At 65.4% G+C, this 19,563-nt stretch carries 21 protein-coding genes; 11 read left to right on the top strand and 10 right to left on the bottom strand.

Going from position 1 to position 19,563, the window contains the following annotated elements:
- Positions 1-37 precede the first annotated feature (37 nt).
- Positions 38-256, top strand: a complete 219-nt coding sequence (locus tag VGN68_RS06020; protein WP_327474817.1) for a helix-turn-helix transcriptional regulator — start codon at positions 38-40, stop codon at positions 254-256.
- A 306-nt stretch (positions 257-562) separates the two neighbouring features.
- On the opposite strand, the gene VGN68_RS06015 is transcribed toward VGN68_RS06020, so the two are convergent.
- From VGN68_RS06015 to VGN68_RS06005, 3 genes are read right to left on the bottom strand one after another with little or no spacing between them, the layout of a single operon-like run.
- The gene (locus tag VGN68_RS06015) at positions 563-1,627 is read right to left on the bottom strand and encodes a glycerophosphodiester phosphodiesterase (RefSeq protein WP_327474816.1); all 1,065 of its coding nucleotides are present in this window, start codon (positions 1,625-1,627) and stop codon (positions 563-565) included.
- A complete protein-coding gene (locus VGN68_RS06010; RefSeq protein WP_327474815.1) occupies positions 1,624-1,974 on the bottom strand; it encodes an ArsC family reductase in 351 nt (116 codons plus the stop codon). The genes VGN68_RS06015 and VGN68_RS06010 overlap by 4 nt, the downstream gene beginning before the upstream one ends.
- A 58-nt stretch (positions 1,975-2,032) precedes the next feature.
- Positions 2,033-2,710, bottom strand: coding sequence for a cyclic nucleotide-binding domain-containing protein (locus tag VGN68_RS06005; protein ID WP_327474814.1), 678 nt, complete (start codon positions 2,708-2,710; stop codon positions 2,033-2,035).
- A gap of 256 nt (positions 2,711-2,966) precedes the next feature.
- Between VGN68_RS06005 and VGN68_RS06000 the strand changes: the two genes are divergently transcribed.
- Positions 2,967-4,340, top strand: coding sequence for a class II 3-deoxy-7-phosphoheptulonate synthase (locus VGN68_RS06000; protein ID WP_327474813.1), 1,374 nt, complete (start codon positions 2,967-2,969; stop codon positions 4,338-4,340).
- A gap of 99 nt (positions 4,341-4,439) precedes the next feature.
- On the opposite strand, the gene VGN68_RS05995 is transcribed toward VGN68_RS06000, so the two are convergent.
- Together VGN68_RS05995 and VGN68_RS05990 are read right to left on the bottom strand one after the other, a co-directional pair.
- Entirely contained in the window at positions 4,440-5,945 is a 1,506-nt protein-coding gene (locus tag VGN68_RS05995; protein ID WP_327474812.1) for a M28 family peptidase, read from the bottom strand.
- 162 nt (positions 5,946-6,107) lie between these two features.
- Positions 6,108-6,917 (bottom strand): CoA ester lyase, encoded by an 810-nt coding sequence (locus VGN68_RS05990; RefSeq protein ID WP_327474811.1) that lies wholly within the window; start codon positions 6,915-6,917, stop codon positions 6,108-6,110.
- Positions 6,918-6,999: 82 nt separating this feature from the next.
- Between VGN68_RS05990 and VGN68_RS05985 the strand changes: the two genes are divergently transcribed.
- Together VGN68_RS05985 and VGN68_RS05980 are read left to right on the top strand one after the other, a co-directional pair.
- The gene (locus VGN68_RS05985; protein WP_327474810.1) at positions 7,000-7,941 is read left to right on the top strand and encodes an SPFH domain-containing protein; all 942 of its coding nucleotides are present in this window, start codon (positions 7,000-7,002) and stop codon (positions 7,939-7,941) included.
- A gap of 1 nt (position 7,942) precedes the next feature.
- A complete protein-coding gene (locus VGN68_RS05980) occupies positions 7,943-8,389 on the top strand; it encodes an NfeD family protein (protein ID WP_327474809.1) in 447 nt (148 codons plus the stop codon).
- 134 nt (positions 8,390-8,523) lie between these two features.
- On the opposite strand, the gene VGN68_RS05975 is transcribed toward VGN68_RS05980, so the two are convergent.
- Positions 8,524-9,090 (bottom strand): GNAT family N-acetyltransferase, encoded by a 567-nt coding sequence (locus tag VGN68_RS05975; protein ID WP_327474808.1) that lies wholly within the window; start codon positions 9,088-9,090, stop codon positions 8,524-8,526.
- The gene (locus tag VGN68_RS05970; RefSeq protein ID WP_327474807.1) at positions 9,087-9,647 is read right to left on the bottom strand and encodes a hypothetical protein; all 561 of its coding nucleotides are present in this window, start codon (positions 9,645-9,647) and stop codon (positions 9,087-9,089) included. The genes VGN68_RS05975 and VGN68_RS05970 overlap by 4 nt, the downstream gene beginning before the upstream one ends.
- Before the next feature lie 91 nt (positions 9,648-9,738).
- Between VGN68_RS05970 and VGN68_RS05965 the strand changes: the two genes are divergently transcribed.
- Positions 9,739-10,134 carry a hypothetical protein gene (locus VGN68_RS05965; protein ID WP_327474806.1) on the top strand — a complete coding sequence of 132 codons (396 nt, stop codon included), beginning with the start codon at positions 9,739-9,741 and terminating at the stop codon, positions 10,132-10,134.
- A 3-nt stretch (positions 10,135-10,137) separates the two neighbouring features.
- On the opposite strand, the gene VGN68_RS05960 is transcribed toward VGN68_RS05965, so the two are convergent.
- On the bottom strand, positions 10,138-11,028 hold the full coding sequence (locus VGN68_RS05960) for a metal-dependent hydrolase (protein WP_327474805.1): 891 nt from the start codon (positions 11,026-11,028) through the stop codon (positions 10,138-10,140).
- Positions 11,029-11,085: 57 nt separating this feature from the next.
- Between VGN68_RS05960 and VGN68_RS05955 the strand changes: the two genes are divergently transcribed.
- A complete protein-coding gene (locus VGN68_RS05955; protein ID WP_293700254.1) occupies positions 11,086-11,682 on the top strand; it encodes a TetR/AcrR family transcriptional regulator in 597 nt (198 codons plus the stop codon).
- A 63-nt stretch (positions 11,683-11,745) separates the two neighbouring features.
- Here VGN68_RS05955 and VGN68_RS05950 read toward each other — a convergent pair whose 3' ends face one another.
- Positions 11,746-12,201: a PA2169 family four-helix-bundle protein gene (locus VGN68_RS05950; RefSeq protein ID WP_327474804.1), complete on the bottom strand. Its 456-nt coding sequence runs from the start codon at positions 12,199-12,201 to the stop codon at positions 11,746-11,748.
- A gap of 299 nt (positions 12,202-12,500) precedes the next feature.
- Here VGN68_RS05950 and obgE point away from each other — a divergent pair, with 299 nt between their 5' ends.
- The 5 genes from obgE to sppA all read left to right on the top strand — a co-directional run bounded on the left by obgE (position 12,501) and on the right by sppA (position 18,549).
- Positions 12,501-13,550 carry a GTPase ObgE gene (gene obgE, locus VGN68_RS05945; protein WP_293700252.1) on the top strand — a complete coding sequence of 350 codons (1,050 nt, stop codon included), beginning with the start codon at positions 12,501-12,503 and terminating at the stop codon, positions 13,548-13,550.
- Between the two features lie 64 nt (positions 13,551-13,614).
- The gene (locus VGN68_RS05940; protein WP_293700250.1) at positions 13,615-14,421 is read left to right on the top strand and encodes a MipA/OmpV family protein; all 807 of its coding nucleotides are present in this window, start codon (positions 13,615-13,617) and stop codon (positions 14,419-14,421) included.
- A gap of 46 nt (positions 14,422-14,467) precedes the next feature.
- Positions 14,468-15,571, top strand: coding sequence for a glutamate 5-kinase (gene proB, locus VGN68_RS05935; RefSeq protein ID WP_327474803.1), 1,104 nt, complete (start codon positions 14,468-14,470; stop codon positions 15,569-15,571).
- 17 nt (positions 15,572-15,588) lie between these two features.
- Positions 15,589-16,488, top strand: coding sequence for an NAD(P)H-binding protein (locus VGN68_RS05930; protein WP_327474854.1), 900 nt, complete (start codon positions 15,589-15,591; stop codon positions 16,486-16,488).
- 78 nt (positions 16,489-16,566) lie between these two features.
- Positions 16,567-18,549, top strand: a complete 1,983-nt coding sequence (sppA, locus tag VGN68_RS05925) for a signal peptide peptidase SppA (protein WP_327474802.1) — start codon at positions 16,567-16,569, stop codon at positions 18,547-18,549.
- A gap of 101 nt (positions 18,550-18,650) precedes the next feature.
- On the opposite strand, the gene VGN68_RS05920 is transcribed toward sppA, so the two are convergent.
- Positions 18,651-19,553, bottom strand: a complete 903-nt coding sequence (locus VGN68_RS05920) for an alpha/beta fold hydrolase (protein WP_327474801.1) — start codon at positions 19,551-19,553, stop codon at positions 18,651-18,653.
- Positions 19,554-19,563 lie beyond the last annotated feature (10 nt).

Here is a 19,563-nt window from a genome sequence, read left to right as displayed (position 1 = left end):
AGCGCAGCTCTATCTCTATCGCCGGGACGGCTGAGCGATGGCGCTCCCCTTCACCAACGACATTCGCACCCTGCGCTTTCTGGCGGGCGAAATGACGCAGGGCGACCTTGGCGACCGCGTCGGCGTTACGCGGCAAACCATCGCCGCGATCGAACAGGGCAAATATTCGCCGTCGCTGGAGGTCGCGTTCCGCATCGCGCACGTATTCGGCAAGCCGCTCGAAGCGGTGTTCCAATGGGAGACCGGAACCGATTGAGACAGCGCGGCCGCGCGGCCCGGCCCACGCCTCTCCCCGGGGGCGTCGGGTCGGGTTTTGGCGCTGTTTTGGGGTGAGGAACGGACATGGACGCCTCTCCCCTTGAGGGAGAGGATAGCGCAGCTTGCTCCGTCAGGAGCTAGCGAAGCTTGGTGAGGGGTGAGCCGCCAGCGGGCGAAGAACCCCTCTCAACTGCGGCTAGGCAGCAAGCTGCCAAGCCTTCGTATCTCTCCCTCAAGGGGAGAGAGGAATATGCCTCATTTCGGCAATTGGTCGTTAGCGGTCATTCTGCCGGCAGGCTGGAACTCAGCGCCGTGTCGCCGCCACCGCCTCACGCGGGTTGTCGCTGAACAACCCGTCGATGCCGGTCGCCAGATAAGCCGCAATCTCCGCGCCCAAATCGCCATGCCCTGCCGGGCTCACTCCGCCCTTGTCGCCCAGCGGCAGGAAATAATTTTCGCGGCGGAACGTCCACGGATGCACTTTTAGCCCCGCAGCATGGGCATCGCGCACCAGGCTGGTCGGTTCGGCCAGCGACCCTAGCGCCCCGCGCGGGATCACCATCGCCTTGTTCGGGCCAATCCCGTCGGCATAGGAGGCGATGGTTTTCAGGCCCGCGGGTGACGCCATGGCGGCATAGCTGGTGTCGGGCCGGTCGGGTGGCCCGCCTGCCGCGTCCATCAACTGGATCAACGGCAGGTCGCTTTTCGCGCGCAGGTCGATCAGGTTCCGCACCTCGAAGCTCTGGATATAGACCGGCGCCTTGCGGCCGCGATAGCCGAAGCGGTCGAGCAGCGCGAGCAGCGGCGCCTCGTGCGGAAGGCCGATCGACGCAAAATAGCTGGGGTGCTTGGTTTCGGGATAGACCCCGACAGGTATCGTCCGGTCCTGATTCACATCGGCCAACAGCGTCAGGATTTCCTCAAACGTCGGAATATCGAACTGGCCGTCATAATCGGTCGAGCGCAGTTTCGGCAGTCGCTCGCGCGCGCGCAGTGTCTTGAGCTCGGCCAAAGTGAAATCTTCGGTGAACCAGCCGGTCACCTCGCTGCCGTCGATCATCTTAGTCGTTTTGCGCGCCGCAAATTCGGCGCGATCGGCGACGTCGGTGGTCTCTGAAATCTCATTCTCGTGGCGCGCGACCAGCACGCCGTCCTTGGTCAGCACCAGATCGGGTTCGATAAAGTCGGCGCCCTGCGCAATTGCCAGCCGATACGCCGCGATCGTATGCTCGGGTCGCTCGCCCGATGCCCCGCGATGCGCGATGATAATCGGCGGCCGGCCGTCCAAGGTGGATTGCGCCGTCACCGGATCAGCCGCGCAACCGGCGAGCAGCGTCAGGGCCAGCCAGGCCGCCATCCACCGGATCATGCCGCAAACCGCGCCTGCCAGTCGGCGGCTGAAAAGCCGACGCTGATAGTGTCGGCTGCCTCAACGACCGGGCGGCGGATCATCGCGGGTTGATCCAGCATCAGCGCCTTGGCCGACGCCGCGTTCAAGCCGTCTTTCTGCGCATCGGGCAGCTTGCGAAAGGTCGTTCCCGCCTTGTTGAGCAGTTTGTCCCACCCAAGCGCATCGATCCAGCTCTGCAGCCGTTCCGCGTCCAGCCCATCCTTGCGGACGTCGTGAAAGCGGTAGGCAACGCCCTGCTCATCGAGCCAGCGCCGCGCCTTTTTCACCGTATCGCAATTCGAAATGCCATAGAGAATCATCGTCATGGCGCATGGATTAGCAGGCCGCGATGACAAGTTCGAGGCGGCGCGGCCGCAAATATGCTCATGCAATCGGCGGCCGATCGGCGAGCCGCGCGTTGGCACTGGCCAGCTTGCCGCGCAGCGCCCGGGCAAAGCCCTCGTGCAGCACGCTGGCGATCGCCGGGTTCGCGGCCAGATAGGCGCGGAGCGCCGCTGCCGGGACAAACCACAGCCGCGCATTGCTACCCAGCAACACCGTTCCCGTCGCGTGGGTGCCGTCGAGCACGGTCGCTTCGCCGATCAGCGCGCCGTCGGACAATTTGCCGACCTCGGCGCCCTCGCGGTGGATCGCCGCCTGCCCTTCGGCCAGATAGAATAAACTCGGCGCCGCCTGATTCTCGCGGATCAATATCTCGCCGCGCTTCGCCGAAATCCAATGCCCCTGATCGATCAGCCCGCGCGCCGCGACAGGGCTCAGCGCGCTGAAATGCTCACGCCGCAGCGCCTCCTCTTCCGCCGAAAAGCTGACCTGGCGTTCGCGGAGCCACAAGCGCGTCAGGATGCCGAGGTTGACGACGAGGATCGCCAGCACCAACATGCCATAACCGACGTCGGGTTCGCGGAACAAAACCAGCGGCACCGCGACCAGCGCCGCCGCGGCGAGCCCGATCCGGACATAGTCGATGCGCACGACAAAGCTGGTCGCCAACAGCAACAGCAATGCCCCATATACAAACCATGCGGACTCGAAATTCGCCATAGCCAGTCGCTTTGCGTGGAGACCCGGAATCGGGTCGTTGCATGTATAACGTCGCCGATAGCCAGATGCCTTGGATCCGCGGATCCCATTCCAAAGCAGTGAAACAAACTATCAGTTTTTGGGCCCCAAGAAAAGCATAGGTGCGCAAATGTCACGATAATGCTAATTTTCGCGTTTGCAGGAAGGGCGCGCATTGCGTCCAAGCGACATTCGCGCCATGGCGGCGCCCGGTTCGAACACAAGAAGACACAGGCAGATGACGAAGAATTGGCAACCGCATAGCTGGCGCTCGCACGAGGCCCGCCAACTCCCCACCTATCGCGACGCCGATGCGCTCGCTGCGGCGGAGCGCGAGCTCAGCAATTACCCGCCGCTGGTGTTTGCCGGCGAGGCGCGCGACCTGACCGCCGACCTTGGCCGCGTGGCCGAAGGCAAGGCGTTTCTGCTCCAGGGCGGTGACTGCGCCGAGAGCTTTGCCGAATTCCACCCGAACAATATCCGCGACACGTTCCGCGTGCTGCTTCAGATGGCGGTGGTGCTGACCTTTGCATCGAAAATGCCGGTGGTGAAGCTCGGTCGCATGGCGGGGCAGTTCGCCAAGCCGCGTTCGGCCGACATGGAAGATATCGATGGCGTGTCGCTGCCCAGCTATCGCGGCGACATCATCAACGACATCGCGTTCGAAGAAGCGGGGCGTGAGCCCGATCCGCAGCGCATGGTCAAGGCGTATAACCAGTCGGCGGCGACGCTGAACCTGCTGCGCGCCTTCGCGAACGGCGGCTATGCGAACCTGCACCAGGTCAACGCGTGGACGCACGACTTCATGGACCGCAGCCCGTGGGCGAAGAAATATCAGGAAACCGCAGGCCGGATTTCCGAAGCCCTTGCCTTCATGGAAGCGTGCGGCGTCACCCCCGAAACGGTCCCGCAGATCAAGGGCACCAGTTTCTACACCAGCCATGAAGCGCTGCTGCTTCCCTATGAGCAGGCGCTGACGCGTCAGGACAGCCTGACCGGCGGCTGGTACGACACCTCGGGCCACTTCCTGTGGGTCGGCGACCGCACCCGCTTTGAAGGGTCGGCGCATATCGAGTTCCTGCGCGGGATCGGCAATCCGGTGGGTATGAAGTGCGGGCCGAGCCTCGAGCCCGACGTGCTGCTGCGGCTGCTCGACACGCTGAATCCGAACCATGTGTCGGGGCGGATGACGCTGATCACCCGCTATGGCCATGACAAGATCGAAGCGCATCTGCCCAAGCTGGTGCGCGCGGTGAAGGAAGCGGGTCATCCCGTCGTCTGGTCGTGCGACCCGATGCACGGCAATGTCATCAAGACACCCAACGGCTACAAGACGCGCCCGTTCGAGCGCATCCTGGCCGAAGTGCGCGGCTTCTTTGCCGTCCACCGCGCCGAGGGCACGCATGGCGGCGGCATCCATATCGAAATGACCGGCCAGAATGTCACCGAATGCACTGGCGGCGCGATGGACGTGACGCAGATGGACCTTGCCGACCGCTATCACACGCACTGCGATCCGCGCTTGAATGCCGGGCAGTCGCTGGAACTGGCGTTCCTGCTGGCCGAAATGCTCAATCAGGAAATGAACGAGCGGGCGAAGCAGGCGGCGTAGCCGTTACCATCGCCCCCGCGAAGGCGGGGGCCGCTGGAAGGCCGATGCCGCGCTGCGTAAACCGATTGCGGCGCCCGCCTCGCGGGGGCGACGGGATAACTACTTCCCCGGCCACGCCTTCACGTCAGCAAACGCCCGCCCCAGCGCGACATGCAAATCGGCATCCTCCGCCGCGCCGCCGAGCGGGATCTTGTCGCTGAAATTGTCGTTCGGGCCGTGATAGTCGCTGCTCAAAAAGGCCTCCAGCAGCGGCATGTCGGAAAAACTGCCGCCTACCATCAGCGACGTCACGCCCTTGGCGCCGAGCGCCCAGCCATCCTGCCGCTGGATAAACGCGTCGGCCTCGCCGTCGTCGTCTAGCTTGCGGCCAAGCTTCGTCGCCGCGGCGCGCACCACCGCATCATAGGCGGGCTTGCCGCGGCCGATCGTCGCGACCGGTGTCCCGCGCGGTGAAATCGCGATCGTATCGACATTCAGCGCGACGGTGATGTCGGACAGCGGCACCACCGGATTGTCGGCAAAATAATGCGCGCCGAGCAGGCCCTTTTCTTCCGCCGTGGTCGCCAGGAAATAGATGTCGCGGTCGGGGCGCGGCCCCTTCGCCAGCCGCTTGGCGACCTCGATCAGCACCGCGATGCCGCTCGCATTGTCGACCGCGCCGTTGCAAATGCGATCGGCCTCGCCTTCTGCGCCGCAGATGCCGAGGTGGTCCCAATGGCCCAGGAACAGCACCGCCTTGCCGTCGGGCTTGGCGCCGGGCAGCTTGGCGAGAACATTGTTGCTGACGAAGGGCCGGATCGCCGATTGGGTCGTCAGATCGGCGGTCACCGGCAGCGCGATGCCCTTATAGTCGGGCGATTTCGCCGCCTCGCGGAGCGCGCCGCCATCCTGTCCGGCTTTATTCAGCAGCGCGTCGGCGGCTTCGAGCGACAGGAAGCCGCTCACCGGCGCGCCAGGCGTGGCACTCGCCAGCCGCACCGCGGTGCCGCCCGCACTCTCGCGCAGCTGCGCCCATGGCACCGCGTCGGTCGCGATCACCAGCACCGCCGCGGCGCCCGCATCGGCCAGCATCTGCCGCCGCTCACGATAACGCGGCAGCTTGTCACCGAACGGCGCATTGTCGAACAACATGATCGCCAGCTTGCCCTTGACGTCGGCATTGACCTGACCCGCGCCATCGACGCCGTATCCGACGAAGACCGCAGGGACGTCGGTCAAGGCCACCACGGCGTCCCGCCCGGTCAGGATGACGCCGTCATCCTCGATCGCGAAATCGCGGCCATTGACCTGAAATTTCGCGGCGCCGCTGATGGCCCGGCTTTCGACGAACGGGATCGGTTGCAGCCAGGGCGTCGCGCTGCCGGGAACCGCTTCCAGTCCAGCCTTGCCCCATTCACCGACGATATAGGCGATGGTGCGATCCTCACCATCGGTTCCCGGGGCACGACCTTCGAACGCGTCGTCGGCAAGCACCTTGATATGCGCGGCGAGCTGGGCCTCGGTGACCGGCGGGTCGGCCTTTGCAGGCGCGGCCGAAGCAGCGGAAGGGAGGCAGGCGATGAGGGCGACGGCCGCAATGGCGGCGTGGAAACGAATGATCTTCATGGGGCCGCCGCATGGCATTTCCGCCCCGGTCAGGCAAGGCGCGTTCGTCGAACGACGAATGGCCTTCACCTTCGTCATCCCGGCGAAGGCCGGGATCTCAACCTCGCGTCCTGACGTACCGGCGAGATCCCGGCCTTCGCCGGGATGACGATGATTTGGGTATTAGGTTGCCGCCCGCATCAGCAGCGCCCGCGCCGCCGCGACGTGCATATCCTCGATCATCCGTCCGTCGTGCCGCTGCGCCCCACCGGTGGCTGCCGCGACCAACGCCTCCGCAGCGGCGATCTCCCGCGCCGACGGGGCAAAGGCGGCGTTGCACGGATCGACCTGCGACGGGTGGATCAGCGACTTGCCATCGAAACCCAGTCGTCGCCCCTCGGCCGCCTCGGCAGCAAAACCAGCGGCGTCGTCGATGGCGTTATAAACCCCGTCGAACGCCCACACGTCGCCCGCCCGCGCCGCGAGCACGATCGCCTGGATCGCATGACTCATCGCACTGCGGTCCATGCCGTCCGGCAGCTTCAATTCATGCGCCAGATCGTTGAGCCCCGCGATCAGTCCGGCCACCGCGGGGTCGGTCGCGATGTCGCGCGCGGCATAGATCGCCGCGGGTGTTTCGATCATCGCCAGCACGGGCAGGCCCAACCCACGCACCGGCCCTAGATCGGCAGGGGCATCGACCTTGGGCAGCACGACGGCATCGAGCGTCAGATCGGCGAGCGCGTCGATGTCGGCTGCCTGCTCCGCCGTCCCGGTTGCGTTGACCCGCACCGCGACGCGCTTGCCGGGAAAGCCCGCCATGACTGCGGCGCGCATCGCGGCGCGCGCTTCGTCCTTGCGATCCGCGGGGACTGCGTCCTCCAGATCGATGATCAGCATGTCGGCGGCCAGCCCGCCCGCTTTTTCCAGCGCACGCGCATTCGAACCGGGAACATAGAGCAGCGAGCGGGGCGCGAAGATGTCTTGGGTCATGCGCTTTTGTCTGGCGCAAGGCGGCCATTCTCGCAATAAAGGAGTGCGGTCTGCCCGGCCGGTATCGCAGAGGGGATTTTCGATGGACTATTGGTTTCTGATCGCCGCAGTCGTGCTGGCGGCGGTGTTCGTGCTATGGGCGCTGACCCCGGTTCGTCAGGGTTTCAGCTACACCATCGAACGCTTCGGCCGCTACACCCACACCGCGCAACCCGGACTAAACTTCATCATGCCGATTTTCGATCGCGTCGGCCGCAAGGTCAATATGATGGAGCAGGTGCTCGACATTCCCGGTCAGGAAATCATCACCAAGGATAACGCGATGGTTGCCGTCGACGGCGTCGTCTTCTTCCAGGTGCTCGACGCCGCCAAAGCCGCCTATGAGGTCAGCGACCTGTATCTGGCGATCATGAACCTGACGACGACGAACCTGCGCACCGTCATGGGGTCGATGGACCTCGACGAAACATTGTCGAAGCGCGACCATATCAACGCCCGCCTGCTCGTCGTGGTCGACGAGGCCACGACGCCATGGGGGGTCAAGATCACCCGCGTCGAGATCAAGGACATCCGTCCCCCCGCCGACATTTCGAACGCGATGGCGCGGCAGATGAAGGCCGAGCGCGAAAAGCGCGCCAACATTCTGGAAGCCGAGGGCATGCGGGCGTCGGAAATCCTGCGCGCCGAGGGCGAGAAGCAGGGCCAGATCCTGCAAGCCGAGGGCCGCCGTGAAGCCGCCTTCCGCGATGCCGAAGCGCGCGAACGCGAAGCCGAGGCCGAGGCCAAGGCGACGCAGATGGTGTCCGACGCGATCGCGGGCGGCAATGCGCAGGCGATCAATTATTTCATCGCGCAAAAATATGTCGAGGCCGTCAGCCAGTTCGCGACGAGCCCGAACAGCAAGACGATCCTGTTCCCGGTCGAGGCAACGCAGCTGATCGGCACGCTCGGCGGCATCGGCGAACTCGCCAAGGATGCGTTCGAGCGCGGCCCGACGCCACCGACAACCCCGGGAGTGCGCTGAGATGCCCGATTGGCTGTCGAACATGGAACCGCATTGGACGTGGCTCACCGTCGGCGTCCTGCTGTGCGCGGCAGAGATCATCACGCCGGGATTCTTCCTTGTCTGGATGGGCGCGGCAGCGATAGCGACCGGCATCCTTGCTTTTGCCTTGCCGATCAGCGTTCCAGTTCAGCTCGGCGTGTTTGCCGTGCTCGCCTTCATCGCGCTCTATAGCGCGCGCCGCTGGCTCAAGAATAACCCCATCGTGTCGGCCGACCCGCTGCTCAACCAGCGCGGTGGGCGGCTGATCGGCGAAGTGTTGACCTTGGTCACCGCAATCGAAAACGGCCGCGGTCGTGCCAAGGTCGGCGACGGCGAGTGGCCAGTGCGCGGGCCGGATGCTGCCGAGGGTACCAAGGTCCGCGTGGTCAGTGCCGACGGCGGGGTGCTGGTGGTCGAGGCGGCGTAAACATCCTCCCCGCTCGCGGGGAGGTGGCAGCGGCGTAGCCGCTGACGGAGGGGGGTCGCGTCCTGCACCCGCCGCTCGATGCCGATAGCCCCCTCCAACGCTTCGCGGTCCCCCTCCCCGTTCCGGGGAGGATCTTATCCCCCACGCGGCCGCGCATAAATCCCGACCACATGGCCCAGCGCATCGCTCTCGCCGATCCGCCGAAACCCCAGCTTCGCCGCCACCCGCTCCGACGCGTCATGCCCCGGATCGATGATGCAGCGCACCTCGACGGCATCCAGATTGGCGTCGGCCCAGCCGAGTGCCGCGCGCATCGCCTCGGTCGCATAACCCGCGCCCCAATGGTCGGCGTCGAACGCCCAGCCCGCCTCTGGCAAGCCCTCCAGCTCGGGGATGCCGCGGCCAAAATAGCTTAGCCCCCCCATACCGACCAGCGCGTCGCTCACTTTGTCGGCGAACACCCAATAGCCAAAGCCCATCACCGGCCACAGCCCCGCCGAGCTCAGGAATTTGCCCCAGCTGACATCCGGCGCGCGCGGTTCGCCGCCGATGAAGCGGGTGACGCGGGCGTCGGCCCACATCGCGATATGGGTGTCCTTGTCGGACAGACGCCCGGGGCGCAGGCGCAGGCGATCGGTCTCGATGACGGGGGCGATGCTGAACATGCACGCGGGTGTGCCGAAGCGCGTGAAGCGGGTCAATCGGGGATCAGATAATGGTCGAACAGGTCGTGCAGCACCGCCTTGCCATCGACCTGCGCCTTGGCGCGCATCACTGCGAGCGTATCGACGCGGGTCAGCACATCAACGTGCTTCAGCACGACATGATAATGCGGCCGATCGGTGAAATCGTGAAAGAGTAAAATGCAGTCGGGTTTGCAGTGGATGATCGCCTGCAACAGGCACGCGACGCGAAAGCGCCCGTCGATCAGTACCGCATCGGGACTGCCGCCCATACCGCGCCAGATTTTCGTGTGATAGCGCGGCCAGTCGCGCAGGCGGCTTTCGTCGGCCGGATAGCCCCATTTCCCGACCGCCCCGATGTCGATGTGGACCGGCGTGAATTCGACCGCCTCACCCGCAATGTCGGCCTGCACTTTGGCCAACCAGGCCGGATCGCTATCGACGCTGACGATCCGCCGCACTTGCCGCGCCGCGACCAGCGTGCTGCCGCCGCAGCCGAATTCGAGCAGCGACGATAGCCCCGCCAGTTGCAGCTCCATCTGCGTGATCTCCGCAGCGGTCATCTGTGGTTGCATGGTCCCCTCCACCCGCAAGGGGATATGGGACCGCGGCCACTGCGTCCAGCCCGGCATTGGCGGGCGCGCGCAGGACTGTTAATATCGCGTCATGTTGACGCCCCTCTGGCCGCAGCGCCTGCTCGCCCTTCCCTTTTTGATCCTCGGCGCCTGGTGTCTGGTCGCGCCGCACATGGTCGAACGGCTGGGGATCCGTCCCGAATATCAGCATCTCAGCACGACGAGCGCGCTCTTGATGGGCTGTTTCGGGGCGCAGGCGGTGCTGGGCGGGCTGTTTATCGCATTCAGTCGTTGGACGAAGTCCACGTTCGCGATTTACGCCGTCGCCCTGCTGCCCTTCTTCTGGTTCAACTATTATTTCGTGTTCGTCGTGCCGGTGATGACGCGATTGATGGCGATCGACCTCGTTTCGAACCTGTTCATGCTCGGGCTGTGCGTCTGGGGCTACCGCATTGCACCGCGGTCGCTCGTTGCCGCCGCCGACTGATCCTCAGGCCGCTGCAAGCTCCTCGCGCGGCCCCGACGCCTGCGCCGGCATGACCGCGTCGGCATAGTCGCTTTCATATTTCTGGATCAGCGCGCGGTCGTCGTGGTTCCATGGGTGGAAACCGGGCAGGAAATAGCTGAGCCAGGGCAGGAAGCTCTTGCGCAGCACCCCCGGCGACCCGAGCAGGTACCACCAGATGCGCGCGGTGACGCGCCAGCCGGTCAGCCCGTCCTGCTTCAGCAGATTCTTCATGCCCTTGATCCGCTTCGGCCAGAAGCGGCTGGTGACGAGCAGCATCATGATCGACTTGGCGCGCCAGCGCTTGAACCGGCTCCAGTCCTTCGTCGCGTGCAGCCAGGTGTCGTAAGCAACGCCCTTATGCTCAATCTCTTCGATCGCGTGCCATTTCCACAGTGCCGCCCATTCGGGTTCAGCGCCCGCGTACATTTTATCGTCGCGCAGCATCACCGATGCCATCATCGCGGTATAATGTTCGAGCGCGATCGTCGCCATCAGGTTGACGATCTGCGGGCGCTGCTTGATCAGGTCGAGCACCTGATTGACGTCGGCCTCCAGCTCGCTGAGGTCATAACCCGCCTCCGCCGCCTTTTTGTTGAACACGACATGCTCGCGGCTGTGGATCACTTCCTGCTGCGTAAACGCCCGGATTTCGCGCGCCAGCTTGTCGGGCACGCCGTCACGGTGCGCCTTTACCGCCTCGATGAACATCGCCTCGCCGCGCGGGAAGGTGACCGACAACGCGGTATGGAAAGCCGACGCGATCGGGTCGCCGTTCAGCCACCAGCGGCCCTGCTTGTACTCACGGCCAAAGCGCATGTCGCGCGGCGTGATCGACAGGTCGGCGGGGGTCGGGGAGAGGGAAAGGCTGGACATATGGTTCATACCGTCGAAAAGGGGCGATGGGGAAATATCTAGGGTTTACTTACATATATGTCAATAGTGAAGAAGCGCCTGAGTCCTGAGGAGAGCCGGTTCGTCGCCCTCCAGGCCGCGCGCGAAATTTTGATCGAAACCGGGCCGGCGGCAGTCACGCTAAAGGCCGTCGCCGGACGCATCGACCGCACCCACGCCAATCTGCTCCACCATTTCGGCAGCGCGGCGGGGCTGCAAAAGGCGCTCGCCGCCTATCTCGCCGAAACCGTGTGCGCGACGATCGGCGAAAAAATGGCCGCATCGCCCCCAGGCGAGCGCAATGTCCGCGAGATTGTCGATCTCGCGTTTGACGCCTTTGACAGCGGCGGCGCGGGCGCGCTCGCAACGTGGATGGCAGCGACGGGCAATGAGGACGCGCTCGACCCGATCGTCGAGGCGATCCACAAGCTGATCGACGGCATGGCCCCCGACGCACACGAAAAACGGCTGATGCACGAGGACACGCTGGCGCTGGTGCTCATGGCGCTCGGCGATGCGCAGCTCGGCGGCGCCATGGCCGAAGCGCTCGGCCTGCCGCGGGACACCGCGCGTGCGCTGGCGTGCGAGCTGATCACCGGCCGTATCGCCAACTTCTGGGCGCAAAACACCAAATAAAAACGGCGGCCCCGGATATGGGACCGCCGTTTCCATGCTTCTCCGGGAGGGTGGGAGAACGTCTTAGCTGGCGTTCAGCTGGTGCTTGAGCGCCGACATCTGATCATGGCCGTCGCGGACCGAAGCAAAGCTGCTCTGGATCAGCTGCTGCACGGCCGGATCAAGATCGCCGTCCTTCAGCGCGCTTTCAAACTTCGCCTTGATATGGTCCTCGCCGCGCTCGACTTCGGCAACGACCGCCGAATCGTCACGATCACCGGTCAGCGCGTCGCGCAGGCCCAAAAACGCACGGTGCGCCGATGCCAGCACGGTGCCGTCGTCTTCGGGATTGCCGCCAAGCTCGCGCACCTTCGCCTGAAAGGCGGCAACGATGGTCTGACGCTCGTTCGCGCGGTTTAAAAAGGTTTCACGAAACTGTGCCGCATTGGCTTCTTCGGCGGCCTTGCGATAGCCATCGACGCTGTCGAGCGTAGTGGCGATCAGTGAATTGAGCGTGCTGACATTCTTGTTGTCAAACATTTGAAATCCTTTCGGGAAAATTCAGGGGCAAGCATCATGCGATGCCTTACCCACCCAACGAGCGCCAACCCGTAAAGTTGCGTCGGCCTGGCGCTGGCGCAGCGCATTTCATCGAACCGTTGGCTCGCGCATCACAAAACTGGCCATTTCGGCGCGCTGCGACTAAGGGGTGCGCAACCCAACCCCATAGTTCGTGCCGAGCGACGTCGCCAAAGGTGACGCCACCACATGAACAAGGACCATCGCCGACGCCGCTTCACGCGATGCGAACGCGATGTTTTCCGCTCCAAAGGCTTCCCATGCATTTCCTCGACCAAGCAAAAATCTATATCAAGTCCGGCGACGGCGGCCCTGGCGCCGTGTCGTTCCGGCGCGAAAAATATGTCGAATATGGCGGCCCCGATGGCGGCAATGGCGGCAAGGGCGGCGACATCATCTTTGAAGCCGTCGCCGGGCTCAACACGCTGATCGACTTTCGTTATACCCAGCATTTCAAGGCGAAGCGCGGCACCCCCGGCGCGGGACGCGACCGCACCGGCGCGGGCGGCCCCGATCTGGTCATCCAGGTTCCGATCGGTACCCAGATCCTCGACGATGACGAAGAGCGCACCCTGCTCGCAGATCTCACCAAGGAGGGCGAGACGCTCGTCTTCCTGCGCGGCGGCGATGGCGGCCGCGGCAACGCGTCGTACAAGACCAGCACCAACCGCGCCCCGCGCCAGCACGGCCCCGGTTGGCCGGGTGAGGAAAAATGGGTTTGGCTGCGGCTCAAGCTGCTCGCCGACGCGGGCCTCGTCGGTCTGCCCAACGCGGGCAAATCGACCTTCATCAACGGCGTCACCAATGCGCAGGCCAAGGTCGGCGCCTATGCCTTTACCACGCTGCGCCCGCAGCTTGGGGTGGTCAGCCACAAGGGCAATGAGTTTGTCGTCGCCGACATCCCCGGCCTGATCGAGGGTGCCGCCGACGGCGCCGGGGTCGGCGACCGCTTCCTCGGCCATATCGAACGCTGCCGCGTCCTGCTTCATCTGGTCGACGCCAATGATGAGGATGTCGCCACCAGCTACCGCATCGTCCGCGACGAGCTCGAAGCCTATGGCGCCGAGCTGATCGACAAGCCGGTGATCGTCGCGCTCAACAAGATCGACACCCTCGACGATGAACTGGTTGCGGCGCTGTCGGCCGAGCTGGCCGAAGCCAGCGGCGCGCCCGTCATGGCGCTGTCGGGCGCCAGCGGTGCGGGCGTGCCCGCGATCCTCGACAAGCTGCTCGAAATCATCGGCCCCGAAAAACGCCCGGTTGTCCGCAACGAAGACGGCGAAGAAACGACCGACTGGTCGCCAGTCTAGAGTCAGCAGCTTAGGAACTTAATCGGGGCGCGCGCCTTGTAGCATAAACAACAAGGAATTCCGGATGTTCTCTCCCCGTCGTGCGATCAAGTTTCTGCTCTGCGCTTCGCCCATTCTCGGCGTCGCCGCATTTCCCGCCGACGCACAGGACACCACCAGCAGCGCCGAAAAGCGCACCCGCGTCATCCTCGGGCCGCAGCTGTCGCCGTCCTGGCCGGGATCGAAAGATCTGTCGTTCGGCCCCTATGTCGATGTCTCGCGTGAGCGCGTTGGAACCGACTTCACCTTCGAAGCCGCCGACGAGAGCTTTGGCGGACCGCTGATCCAGTCCGGCAATTTTGCTTTCGGGCCGGCGCTGGGCTTCATCGGCAAACGCACCGCCGCCGACATCGGCGCCGATCTGCCTAAAGTGGGCTTTTCGTTCGAAGCCGGTGGGTTTGCGCAGGTCAATGTGACCCCGGCGATCCGGGTCCGCGTCGAAGGCCGCAAGGCGCTGAGCGGTCACAAAGGCTGGGTCGGCGAAGTCAGCGCCGACTATATCGCGCGCGAGGGCGACGACTGGCTGTTCTCGATCGGCCCGCGCGTAACGCTGGGCGATGCCAAATTTTCTAACGCCTATTTCGGCGTGACCCCCGCCGCCGCACTGACCTCCGGGCTGCCCGCCTATGATACCGACGGCGGGATCCATTCGGTCGGTGTGACCGCCGGCTATCACCGGATGCTTGGTCGAAATTGGGGCGCCGCGATTTACGGTCGCTACGACCGGCTAGTCGGCGATGCGGCAGACTCGCCGGTGACGCGCCAACTCGGCAGCCGCAGCCAGCCGTCGGTCGGCGTCGCGCTCAGCTATACCTTCGGCGGCCCTCGCTGACGTAATAGCATTGGCGCGGGCGGCGGCGCGCGCTATCGGCGGCGTCATGTTGTTCGCGCCCACATCTTGCCCGAGGCTGATCGTCAAGATCGGGTCGGCGCTGCTCGTCGATCCCGACGGCGCGGTGCGGCGTGACTGGCTGGCGGGCATCGCCGCCGACATTGCTGAACGAACCCGCGCGGGCCAGCAGGTCGCGGTCGTTTCGTCGGGCGCCATCGCGCTCGGCGCGCGGCGGTTGGGACTGGCCAAGGGCGGGCGCGGGACGCTGGAGGATGCACAGGCAGCCGCCGCTACGGGACAGATCGCGCTGTCGCAGGTGTGGGCCGAGGTGCTGGCGGCCGAAGGGCTGACCGCGGCGCAGATATTGGTGACGCTTGACGATCTGGAGGACCGGCGGCGTTATCTGAATGCCGCGGCAACGCTCGACCGACTGCTCAGCCTAAGCGTCGTGCCGATCATCAACGAGAATGACAGCGTCGCGACCGAGGAAATCCGCTTTGGCGACAACGACCGGCTGGCGGCGCGCGTCGCGCAGGCGGCGGGCGCGGGCGGTGTCGTACTGCTGTCCGACATCGACGGACTTTACGACAAGAACCCGGCGCTGCCCGGCGCGAACCATATCGCGCGGATCGAGCGCATCGACGCGGCTATCGAGGCGATGGCCGATACCGGATCGGCGTCAGGCATGGGATCGGGCGGCATGGTGTCGAAGATTGCCGCCGCGCGCATCGCCAACGCCGCGGGCGCGCATCTGGCGATCGCATCGGGACGCATCGACCGGCCGCTGTCGACCGCAGCGCGGCACAGCCTGTTCGTCGCCGAAAAAGGCGCGAGCGCGCGCAAGGCGTGGCTCGCCGGTGGGCTGACCGCGAAAGGGCGGCTGACCGTCGACGCCGGGGCGGCGCGCGCACTGCGCGGCGGCGCTAGCCTGCTCGCCGCCGGGGTCAGCGGCGTTTCGGGCAGCTTTGCCCGCGGCGACGTACTCGACATCGTCGGCCCAGACGGCGCGGTGATCGCGCGCGGCCTGTCGGAGTATCCCGCCCCCGATGCCGCAACCATCGTCGGCCTTGGCCGCGAAGCGCAGGAAGCCGCACTCGGCTATGCGCCGCGCAGCGCGATGGTCCACCGCGACCATATGGTGCTGCTGTGACCGGGCGCGTGCTGGCGATGACCGGCGCCACCGGCTTCGTCGGCGGCGCGACGATGCGGCAGGCGATCGCTGCCGGTTGGCATGTCCGCGCCCTCACCCGCCGCCCGCAGCCCGCACGCGACGGCGTCACGTGGATCGCGGGCGCGCTCGACGACACGGGCAGCCTGGCCGAGATGGCCACGGGCAGCGATGTCGTGATGCACATTGCCGGGGTGGTCAATGTCCCGACCCGCGCGGCGTTCGAGGTAGGCAATGCCTGGGCGACCGCCAATGTTATCGACGCAGCGCGCACCGCCGGGGTAACGCGCTTCGTCCATGTCTCGTCGCTCGCCGCGCGCGAACCCGGCCTGTCCGACTATGGCTGGTCGAAGGAACGCGCCGAGGCCGCCGTGACCGCCAGCGGGCTTGACTGGACGATCGTCCGCCCGCCCGCGGTGTTCGGTCCCGGCGACTCCGAAATGCTTGACCTGTTCCGCATGGCGCGGCGCGGCATCGCGCTGTTGCCGCCGCGCGGACGCATGTCGGCGATCTATGTCGAGGATCTGGCGCGCCTGCTCGTGGCGCTGGCCGCCGATCGCAGCGTGAGCATCGGCGCGATTTACGAACCCGATGATGGCCGACCGACCGGCTGGTCGCACCGCAGCTTTGCCCGCGCGATCGGACGCGCAGTGGGGCGCAGCCATGTTTCGACGCTTGCGGTCCCCGGCGCGGTGCTGAAGGCTGGCGGGCGGATCGACAGACTCGTCCGCCGCGGCCGCGCCAAACTGACCCCCGACCGCGCGCGCTATATCGCGCATCCCTACTGGGTGGCGACCGCGGGCGCGCAACCCCCCGCCGACCTGTGGCATCCCGAACACGGCACCGACGACGCACTCGCCGAAACGGTGCGCTGGTACCGCTCCAAAGGCTGGCTCTGACGTCGTCCATGGGGCCACATGACCCGCCGGTCGAAGCGTGCATTGCCAACGGCCAGCCGCATCCCTAGGTTCGCAGCCATGACCGAAACCACCGCCACCCCTCCGAACGATCCCGCCGGCCCCTGGGCGATCCCCGTGCGCCGCCCGCTCCCCGGCGACGACAAACCCAAATCGCGGACCAGTTTCCCGCGCAAGGTGTGGAATCTGCTCGTCGGGATCAAGGACGCGCTGGCGCTGATCTTTCTGCTGCTGTTCTTCGTCGCGCTGTTCGGCCTTCTTGCCGGACGCCCCAACGCCGGACTGCCGGTCAGCAAAGGCGCCTTGCTGATCGAACTCGACGGCGTGGTCAGCGAACAGCCGGCCGAGGTCGATACCTTCACCGCGCTGTCGGGCGGCAACCAGCTCAAGGAAATCCGCGTCCGCGACGTCGTTCATTCGCTCGAAACCGCCGCGAACGACCAGCGCATCACTTCGGTCGTGCTCGATCTCGACCGCTTCCTTGGCGGTGGCCAGGTCTCGCTCGCCGAAATCGGTCAGGCGATCGACAAGGTTCGCGCCCAGAAAAAGCCGGTGCTCGCCTTTGCCACCGCCTACACCACCGACAGCTATCAGATCGCTTCGCACGCCAGCGAAATCTGGGCCGACAGCATCGGCGGCGTCGCAATTGCCGGTCCGGGCGGTTCGCGGCTCTATTATAAGGGGCTGATGGACCGACTGGGCATCACCGCGAACATCTATCGCGTCGGCACCTTCAAAAGCGCGGTCGAACCATTCCTGCGCGGCGACCAGTCGCCCGAAGCGAAAGAGGCCAATCTCGCCTATGCCAGCGTGCTGTGGGACAATTGGCTGACCGACGTCAAAAAAGCGCGTCCGGCGGCGAAGGTCGACGCCTATATCGCCGACACCGCAAGCGCGGTGCGCGCGGCGGGCAATGATATGTCGAAGGCGTCGCTCGACGCGGGGCTGATCGACAAAGTCGGCAGCCGCATGGCGTTCAACACCCGCGTCGCCGAAATCAGCGGCGCTTATGACGACAGCAAGCCGTGGGAATATAATGCGATCCCGCTCGAAAACTGGGTCGCCGCCAATCCGCCTGCAACAAAGGGTAGCGCGATCGCGGTCGTCCCGCTTGTCGGTGAAATCGTCGATGGCGAGGCGCCGACGGGCGTCGCTGGCGGCACCACGGTCGCGCAGCACATCCTCGACGCCGCCGCCGACAGCAGCACCAAGGCGATCGTGCTGCGCGTCGATTCCCCCGGCGGATCGGTGCTGGCGTCGGAAGAAATCCGTCAGGCGCTGCTTGCCGCCAAGGCCAAGAAGCTGCCGATCGTCGTATCGATGGCCAATGTCGCGGCATCGGGCGGCTATTGGGTCTCGACCCCCGCCGACCGCATCTTTGCCGAGCCCGAGACGATCACCGGGTCGATCGGCGTGTTCGGCATCCTGCCCAGCTTCGAACAGGCGCTTGGCAAGATCGGGGTCACCGCCGACGGCATCGCGACGACGCCGCTGTCAGGCCAGCCCGACGTGTTCGGCGGTGTGAACGAAGACTTCAACGCGCTGGCGCAGGCAAGCGTCGAGGATATTTATGCACGCTTCACCGGGCTGGTGGCGAAAAGCCGCAAGCAGCCGCTGGATAAGATCGAGGCGATCGCGGAAGGGCGCGTGTGGGCTGGGGGGACGGCGCGGCAATTCGGACTCGTCGATCAGTTCGGCGGCCTGCCCGAGGCGCTGGCGGCGGCGGCCAAGCTCGCCAAGGTCGACGGCGATTTCCATGCCAAATATTATGAGGACGAGCCGAGCGAATTTTCGAAAATGCTCGCCAGTTGGGGCAGAGGCGAAGAAGAAACCGCCGCCACCCCGCGCGGCTGGTTCGGCATCGCCGCGATGAACCGCCAGCTGACCGAAAGGCGGCTGATGCAGGACATGGCGCTGCTCACCCAAACGGGATCGGTGCAGGCCGCATGCCTCGACTGCCGCGGTTATCTGCCTGCGGTGCCGCGCCCGGGCAAGGCCGAGGCAAAGGGGTTCTTTGCGACGATCGCGTTGCTGCTGAAGTAACAGTTCGTCATTGCGAGCGCAGCGAAGCAATCCAGAGCGGTTTACGCTACTCTGGATTGCTTCGCTGCGCTCGCAATGACGGGCAAAATGCTAGGCGCCCACTAAGCCGCCACTTCAACCCCCTTCGCATGCTCCGCGATCGCGCCCGCCAGCGTCTCGACCAGCGCCAGTGGCAGATCATGCCCCATCCCCGGGATCGTCATCAGCCGCGCACCCGCGATATTGGCCGCCGTATCGCGTCCGGCCGCCAGCGGGACTAGCGGATCATCCTCACCATGCAAGACCAGGGTCGGTGCGGTGATCGATTTCAGCAAGTCGCGGCGGTCGCCATCGGCCACGATTGCCGCCATTTGTCGCGCAACCCCCTGCGGATACCAACCGCGTTCGAAATCGGCACGGACGCGGCGCTGTAGCCGCTCCTCGGCGGCGGGATAGGCCGGGCTGCCGATCACCCGCGCGGCGCGCACGGAATAAGCAATCATATCCTCGGGATCGCCGCTCATCGGCCGGTTAGCCAGCACCTGCATCGCTTCCTTGCGCGCCCGCGGCAGGCGGCGGTTGCCGCTGCTCGACATGATCGAGGTCAGCGACAGCGTGCGGTCGGGGTAACGCGCCGCAACATGCTGCGCAATCATCCCGCCCATCGACGCCCCGACGATGTGGGCGCGCTTGATCCCCAGATGGTCGAGCAGCGCAATTCCGTCGGCGGCCATGTCGGCTAGCGTGTAGGCCGGGCGCACCGGCAAACCGAGCGCTGCCTTCACGAACATCCATTTCAGGTTCGGCACCCCCGCCGCATCGAAGCGTGTCGACAAGCCCACGTCGCGATTGTCATAGCGGATGGTGCGAAAGCCATGCGCGTTCAGCGCATCGACGAATTCGTCGGGCCATAGCGTCAGCTGACCGCCCAGCCCCATCACCAGCAAGATCGTGGGTGCATCCTTCGGGCCCTTCTCCTCAAAAGTGATCGTGATGCCGTTGGCGGTCGTTTGCGCGATGGTCATTCTGCGGGAA

The organism is Sphingopyxis sp. (assembly GCF_035998965.1).
Classification (GTDB): Bacteria; Pseudomonadota; Alphaproteobacteria; order Sphingomonadales; family Sphingomonadaceae; genus Sphingopyxis.
The sequence above is the reverse complement of the archived record's forward strand: the minus strand, read 5'-3'. Positions and strand labels throughout refer to the sequence as shown.